Source organism: Psychrobacter sp. 1Y4, assembly GCF_051847555.1.
This window is the reverse complement of sequence record NZ_JBPYDE010000188.1, coordinates 1-1,001: the sequence shown is the minus strand read 5'-3', so window position 1 is coordinate 1,001 and position 1,001 is coordinate 1. Positions and strand designations below refer to the sequence as shown.

Genomic DNA, 1,001 nt, shown 5'->3' with positions numbered 1-1,001 from the left:
CTCCTTATTTTTTCTATTAATTTTCAAACGATTTTAAGCAAATTACTATCAATTTTTATTCACTGACCACTCTATGATAGAGAGCATAATTAGTGGTCATGTGCTTGGTCTATTTTGGTATAAATTGAGGCTTGATGACTTTATCAAGCTGACTATACGGAATGCTCAATACAGGCATACCGTAGGCGTATGGACCAATAGAATAGTGCTGATAACGAATATTGATCCCTGTCTCTGTCAAGGTCACATTGTCGCTCAGCATAAACGGCCAGCTTTTCTCATAGCTACTGACATCATCAGCGACCGTTCTAACCCATGCTTTATACGCATCATGCGCGAGTGCTTCAAAACGAGGCTTTTTGCCTTTGATTAGCATGTCATCGAGGGTAACTTGTTTTTTGGTGGTCAGATCAAACGTCAGATACTCGCTATAAGGCATGCCGTGTGCACCACCGGTAAAGACGTAGGAGTTGATTTCGAACAGCTCAAAGTTATTAACGTGACCCAAGTAATCGGGCGTCACCATCAAGCTATAAGCCCATGAAACCTCTTCAGGCATATCTTGAAACTGCGATGTCGCAAAGTCATTAATCGCAGCAGTTACGTCTGCCTGACTGCTTTTTGTCTTAATAGGTGCTGATTCAGTTGGCTTGCTATTCACCACCAAATTATCGATACGTGCATTGACTGTCTTATTTATCCAGCCATGATTGGTCTTAAGATATTTAATCTCAATTTCTGGGCAATTATCACGCTCAGTACACATCTTTTGAATTTTTTCTGGCAGTTGATAATCGAGATATTCTGTTGAGCTGATCAGGCTACCTGCATTTGCGGACAGACTAGCGGCCCCCATCAGCAAACCGCTTGCTAAGAGACCAATTCGCCGTATACGCCCTACTCTGCCTGAAGAAATATGCGTCAGCGTGAACCTATTAAGATGAGATTGAATCATAGCTTTCATGTATCCCTTTTTATAAATATAAATTATTGTTTAACAT

General features: G+C 40.9%; 1 protein-coding gene. It reads right to left on the bottom strand.

Annotation, left to right across the window (positions count from 1 at the left end; genetic code table 11):
* Positions 1–109: 109 nt before the first annotated feature.
* Positions 110–955, bottom strand: coding sequence for a DUF3298 and DUF4163 domain-containing protein (locus ACS8FC_RS15150; protein WP_439297379.1), 846 nt, complete (start codon positions 953–955; stop codon positions 110–112).
* Between the last annotated feature and the right edge of the window lie 46 nt (positions 956–1,001).